Source organism: Lactococcus fujiensis JCM 16395 (assembly GCF_002441655.1).
Lineage (GTDB): Bacteria > Bacillota > Bacilli > Lactobacillales > Streptococcaceae > Lactococcus > Lactococcus fujiensis.
Window position 1 is genome coordinate 1 of the sequence record NZ_JXJU01000028.1, and the last position, 5,810, is coordinate 5,810.

General features: G+C 32.9%; 7 protein-coding genes, 1 tRNA gene and 1 pseudogene. 3 read left to right on the forward strand and 6 right to left on the reverse strand.

What is annotated here, in order from left to right; all coding sequences use genetic code 11:
* Positions 1 to 93: 93 nt before the first annotated feature.
* The 4 genes from RT41_RS09785 to RT41_RS09800 all read right to left on the reverse strand — a co-directional run bounded on the left by RT41_RS09785 (position 94) and on the right by RT41_RS09800 (position 1,394).
* Entirely contained in the window at positions 94 to 465 is a 372-nt protein-coding gene (locus RT41_RS09785) for a hypothetical protein (protein ID WP_054640027.1), read from the reverse strand.
* Between the two features lie 5 nt (positions 466 to 470).
* A complete protein-coding gene (locus RT41_RS09790; protein WP_054640033.1) occupies positions 471 to 668 on the reverse strand; it encodes a hypothetical protein in 198 nt (65 codons plus the stop codon).
* A gap of 199 nt (positions 669 to 867) precedes the next feature.
* Positions 868 to 1,068: a cold-shock protein gene (locus tag RT41_RS09795; protein ID WP_054640028.1), complete on the reverse strand. Its 201-nt coding sequence runs from the start codon at positions 1,066 to 1,068 to the stop codon at positions 868 to 870.
* Positions 1,069 to 1,320: 252 nt separating this feature from the next.
* A tRNA-Met gene (locus tag RT41_RS09800) sits at positions 1,321 to 1,394 on the reverse strand.
* A gap of 395 nt (positions 1,395 to 1,789) precedes the next feature.
* Here RT41_RS09800 and RT41_RS10805 point away from each other — a divergent pair.
* Positions 1,790 to 2,107 (forward strand): ArsC/Spx/MgsR family protein, encoded by a 318-nt coding sequence (locus RT41_RS10805; RefSeq protein WP_373279877.1) that lies wholly within the window; start codon positions 1,790 to 1,792, stop codon positions 2,105 to 2,107.
* A gap of 340 nt (positions 2,108 to 2,447) precedes the next feature.
* Here RT41_RS10805 and RT41_RS09815 read toward each other — a convergent pair whose 3' ends face one another.
* The gene (locus tag RT41_RS09815; RefSeq protein WP_096819210.1) at positions 2,448 to 4,391 is read right to left on the reverse strand and encodes a bacterial Ig-like domain-containing protein; all 1,944 of its coding nucleotides are present in this window, start codon (positions 4,389 to 4,391) and stop codon (positions 2,448 to 2,450) included.
* 180 nt (positions 4,392 to 4,571) lie between these two features.
* Between RT41_RS09815 and RT41_RS10380 the strand changes: the two are divergent.
* Positions 4,572 to 4,649 (forward strand): annotated as a pseudogene (locus RT41_RS10380) (IS6 family transposase); the annotation flags it as partial.
* A gap of 255 nt (positions 4,650 to 4,904) precedes the next feature.
* Positions 4,905 to 5,468, forward strand: coding sequence for a recombinase family protein (locus RT41_RS09820; RefSeq protein WP_058224297.1), 564 nt, complete (start codon positions 4,905 to 4,907; stop codon positions 5,466 to 5,468).
* Positions 5,469 to 5,616: 148 nt separating this feature from the next.
* On the opposite strand, the gene RT41_RS10385 is transcribed toward RT41_RS09820, so the two are convergent.
* Positions 5,617 to 5,718 carry a type I toxin-antitoxin system Fst family toxin gene (locus RT41_RS10385; protein ID WP_143467371.1) on the reverse strand — a complete coding sequence of 34 codons (102 nt, stop codon included), beginning with the start codon at positions 5,716 to 5,718 and terminating at the stop codon, positions 5,617 to 5,619.
* Positions 5,719 to 5,810 lie beyond the last annotated feature (92 nt).

Here is a 5,810-nt window from a genome sequence, read left to right on the forward strand (position 1 = left end):
ACTCTAAGATTTAAGGATAACATCACAGTAATATATTCCACCAATCTATCAGTTAATATTAAAAGACCCTGAAATTTTTCTCAGAATCTTTTTTTATTTGATTTGGTTAGTATAGGCCATGCTTTTAGTTGCACGATCAATGACACGTAATTTCTTTTCAAATTCAACAATAATAATATTTTTATATTTACGTTTATCGTCAAGAAAAACCTTTACTTTATCTCCGCTAGAAAGTTCAATAATCGTACCTTTCTCAAATGGAATATATTCTAAATAGTTTCCCACTTTTTTTATACAAGTTAAACAGTCAACTTCTAAATCTGAGTCAACCCACAGTTTATTATCATTTGCGGTGTCACTTACGTTAATATCACATAATGTCTTGTTGTTTTCAGATAGATAATGCACTTTTTGTGACTTCAAGTAAATAACTTTTGACAGTTTATTATCATTATTATTTGTCATTTTACTTACCTTACCTTGCTATGGTTTTTCAACATACTATGAGGATTAGAAGGTGTCAAAGATAAGGTTTTCCTATCTACGACTCTGACATCATGATTATCCAATTCAACAATAATAATATTTTGATATTTCTTTTTATCTGAAACAACGACTAAAGCTTCGCTTCCATCTGATAATATTATTTTTTCGCCAACTTTAAACATATTTTCTCCCTTACCCATTTCACTGAATGATGTAATATTTTATTTGCTAGAATTTAGTTTTGTGAGCATCATTGTAGTGTTATCTAAAGAGAAATAAATTCCATTAATTTTTATTGTATTTGTACTTTCTATTTTTTTAATAATATCCTCCTATTCTAGTTAATATAAAGAAAAAGAACCCAAACAGGTTCTTTTCTAATTAAGCCTTTTGAATATTTGTAGCTTGAGGTCCACGTTGACCTTCTTCTACATCGAAAGTCACTTTTTGACCTTCGTCTAATGATTTAAAGCCATCTGATTGAATTTGTGAGAAGTGTGCAAACACATCTTGTCCATTTTCAGATGTAATAAATCCAAAACCTTTTTCTGCGTTAAACCATTTTACTGTTCCATTTGCCATTTTTATAGCCATCCTTTTTACAAAATTGTAAATCTTATTTTGTGAAAAGTGAATCGATGAAACTTTAAAACAGTTAACTCATTACAAAATCTACCCTCTAATAATAACACATTTTCTAATTTTAAACAAGATGTAACATTTTAGTAAAAATATTAAAAATACGAATAAAATAAAAAATCGTACAATCACGATCCTCTACTTCAATAATATTAAGGAAATATCACTTCATTTCCGCGTAACCTATTGTGCGAATTGCGGGAATAGGATTTGAACCTATGACCTTCGGGTTATGAGCCCGACGAGCTACCGAGCTGCTCCATCCCGCTTGCTAATAATAACATTTAATCTATCACTAGTCAATATTATAGACTTAACTATATTTTACAATATAAAAGCACCTGATAAGAGGTGCACTTGATAATTTGAATATTCTTCTCTATTCCATCATATCATAATACTGAAGCACAATTCAACAAAAGGTGATATAATAAGTTAAAAAATAAATGAAATTAGAGAATTACACAGTATAATCCACCACCATTCTGAACCTGTTAATTAGTCTTATCTTTTCTTTATCAAATTTTTTCTATTTTTCGAAAAAACACTTAATACAAGAATGGCTCTATAAAAATTAGGAGAATTTAAAATTATTTTTTTATGTTATGGTACCCTTAGTAACAAGTCAGTAAAAGATTGTGAGTTGTGGCTTTCTAGTCATCATTTGCAATTTAAAAAAATTAAATACAAAGATTTATCTCAAAAAAATATTTCACATATTCTTTCACTAACTGAACGAGGTTTCGATGACATTATTATTGATGGAAATAAAACACAAGAATTATTAAAAAACAGGTCCTCAAATGACACTATGTCATTTTCTACGATGACATCTTTTATTCTACGTCATTCTGAAATTCTTAAGAGCCCCATAATCTTCGATAATTGTCATCTCCAAATTGGCTATAATAAAGATGATATCCGACAATTCATTCCTAGAAATCAAAGAAAAATTTGGCTTACAAAAAATTTATTCAATTGAATAGTTTTCGAATGTTATTGTTAAAAAAAGGCTCATAACTGTTCAGTTATGAGATAGTTTGTTCTAAAGGCATAGAACTTTAATTTATTCTTAAACCCAGCGGTAAATAGTGGTGTGACTCGCCTGTACTCCTCACTCATAAAGAATTAATTGAACATCGCGATAGTTAAAATTATAACGGAGATAGTAATCTACGGCAACAATACTTACTTTTTTTGAAATTATTTGCCTTTTAAATAGTTCCTACTCCTAGCCTCACAATCTTTTTTATTCATTTTACACTAAAATAGACTTATCGGGAAATCTTACACCAGAACCTTTTTATCAATATTTCTGTTTTCTACTTTGGAATATAGACAACTGCTGCTGAAGCACCCATGTTTTTATTGTCCGCTTTCCAAGAAAGTAAACTCCAAACTTGAGATACAGAATGACGACCGCTGAATATTACCCCATTCCATGGATCAGTTACAGTAGTGTAGCCACCTGAATAACCACGTAAGACAACGATATGACGAACCCCATTGCCTAAGTCAAGACAAACTGTTGCAGGATAACCTTGACTAAGATAGCTTGCAAGCTGACTTGATGAACTCATGACTTTGTAATTGATTCCCCAATGACTTGCAACCATTGTTAAGTCTGATTGAGCTGAACCAACTTCTGGATAACGGTCAAATGAACCGTAAGTGTGCGCATAATCGGCTGCTTGAACTGGTGTGATTGTTTTTCCAAATCCTGAGACAACCATTGCAATAGAAGCCATTCCACAACCTGTGTTACCTAAAGTATAGCCTGCATAATATTTATTTACCCAACGTGGATCACGTTGAGAATAATAAGGCATTGAGAACTGTTTGGTATATGAATTTGTACTTGAATTAAAGTATTTGAGAGTTCCACCAACAGAGTACCAACCTGATTTTTTAGTAACTTTTGGCTTTTCAGCCCCATTGCTATCTCCTGCTTGATAAACATACCAAGCAACGCCCTCGTTTTTCCAACCACGTTGTGTTGTAAGAACTTTTTGCTCGTATGAGTCCGTTGTGAAATTGTGCTTTCTTATGCTAGAGTTGTAAGCACGATAAGTTTTAATTGCGCCACCTGAATAAAAAGCAATTCCCTCGTATTTCCAACCACGACTAACAAGAACATTTTTTTCGTAGAGGCTAGTAGAGTAGAAATGTTCGCCTACTGTGCCTAAATAAAGTCGATAAATCGCATTCCCACGATCAGGAGCATACCAAGCAGTTCCCTCGCAAGTCCACCCACGTTTTACTAAAACAGAGCGTTCGTAGTAATCTTTGGTGTAAAAATGTTCAGAGGAATTTGAGTTATACATACGATAAACAGCTACTTTTTTGATTGGAATTGCAGTAACTGTAACCGTTACTTTTTTAACGAGGCTACCATTTGTAACGGTTAGCGTGTATGTTCCAATTTTTCCAGTCGTAACTGAACCAGTAACTTTTAGGTCTGTTACTTTGAGGGCTTTTCCGTTGCTATCCGTTGCAAAGACGAAGAAAGAAGCGTAGTTAAAACTTGAACCTTGTGTTAGAGAAACATTTTTAACATTAAGTGTTGTTAAATCCGCTTTAACAGTAACTGTTATTGTCTTAGTAATACTTCCGTTTGCAACGGTTAAAGTGTAATTGCCTGCCTTTGAAGTATCGACCGTACCAGTAATTTTCAGGTCAGCTAAAGTGAGCTGATTCCCTAAACTATCTGTTGCAGAATCAAAAATCATATCATTTTTGAAAGTTGAATTTTGCATGACAGAAACACTACTTTTTAGATTAAGCGAAGTCAAATCTGTTGCAACTGTAACCTTGATTGTCTTTTCAAGGCTACCATTTGTTACTTTCAATTCGTATGTTCCATTTTTTGTAGTATCAACATTTCCTGTGATATTTAGATCATCTACTACAAGTCCTTTCCCACTGCTGTCGGTTGCAGAAACGAAAAAAATACTGTTTTCAAAAGTGGTATTTTGAACGACTGTGATGTTTTCTTTCACGTTGAGCGTAGCTAAGTCAATTGTAGAAGTGTCACTTGTACTTGTTGCAGGCACTTCCGTACTTTCAGTTGTGGTACTTGTTGCAGGTGCTGTTGAGCTTTCAGTTGTTTCTGTACTTGAATTAGACTGTTCTGTTATTGCAAGATTTTCTGATAATGTGGCAGATGATTGAGTGATCTCGTCTGCCAAAGAATGACTTGCAAACAAAGGCGTTGTGAATACACAAGCAAGTCCCATGATGAGCAAGGCTTTGTTTGGACTTTTCATAAAATATTAAATTTCTCCTAAATAAATCAAATGATTATTATTGCATAATAATTACTTACATTGACAATTATATCACAAAAGTGTTATTGGTACCAAATTCATTTCAAAATAATTATATTGAATTTTTTTACAGGTCTATTTTCGTATAAATATAAGGAAAAAGTAGTGAGGGTAGGGAGTATGAACCATTTTAAAGGCAAACACTTTCAAAAAGATATAATTATTGTTGCAGTAGGTTACTATTTCCGATATAATTTGCAACAGAACCATCAAAGTTGATGTAAATCAACGTTATAAAAAATTAAAAGATAAAAAAGAACAGCATTAATTTTTTAGTATATTGGTCAAGTATATTACTACCTTTTCTCAATGAATTTAACAATGTGATTCCTAAATGGATGCATATTCAATCAAAGAGCTCATAACTTAACAGTTGTGAGCTCTTTTTTTGTATGTTATAATTAAAGGAGAAAGAACGGCTCACAACTTAGGTTTATTAATAGAGGTCAAAATATGAAAATTGGGTATGCACGTGTTAGTACTTTTGAACAGAAATTAGAATCTCAAATTGGAGTTCTGAAAGAAGCGGGAGCAGAAGAAGTTTTCCAAGAAAAATTTACGGGAACTACAGTTGAACGTCCACAATTTAATCTAGTACTCAAAAAGTTAGCAAATGGCGATACTTTAATTGTGACAAAGTTAGACCGATTAGCCAGGAACACTAGAGAAGTTTTAGAAATTGTTCAATCGTTATTTAATAGAGGAATTAAGGTTCATATATTAAATATTGGACTTATCGATAATACACCAACTGGTCAACTTATTTTTACCATCTTCAGTGCTTTTGCGCAGTTTGAACGAGACCTTATTGTAACCAGGACTCAGGAAGGAAAAAACTTTGCTAAAATCCATGATCCAAATTTTAAAGAAGGCCGCCCGCAAAAATTTACCGAAGAACAAATTCAATTTGCCTATGAGCTAAAGCAGCAAGGAATGACTTATAAGATGATTGAGCGGAAAACTGGTATAAGTATTGCTACTCAAAAAAGAAGATTTATGAAGATCGCAAAAAAATAAATCTATTGACAAAGAATATTGAAATGATATAATTTAGTTAACGAAGATTTGTGGGAGTGGTATCTCACAAGGTAAACCGAGGAACTGCGAATTCCTCGGTTTTTTTATACAAAAAACACTCAGTTCTGCGAAACTGAGTGAATGTGGACTAATGGCGCTTATGTCGGTATTTTAACCAATCCTTGACCAGCTCAAGGATTACTCCAACCACAGTAGGAGCGACTACTGATACGAAGATTTGCAGAAGCATTATCTCACCCCCTCCCTAAGGCATTTCTGCATTGGTAAGGTGCGCCATTGTTTATTATATCATATAAGGTTCTGTTGCAAAGTTTTAAATCT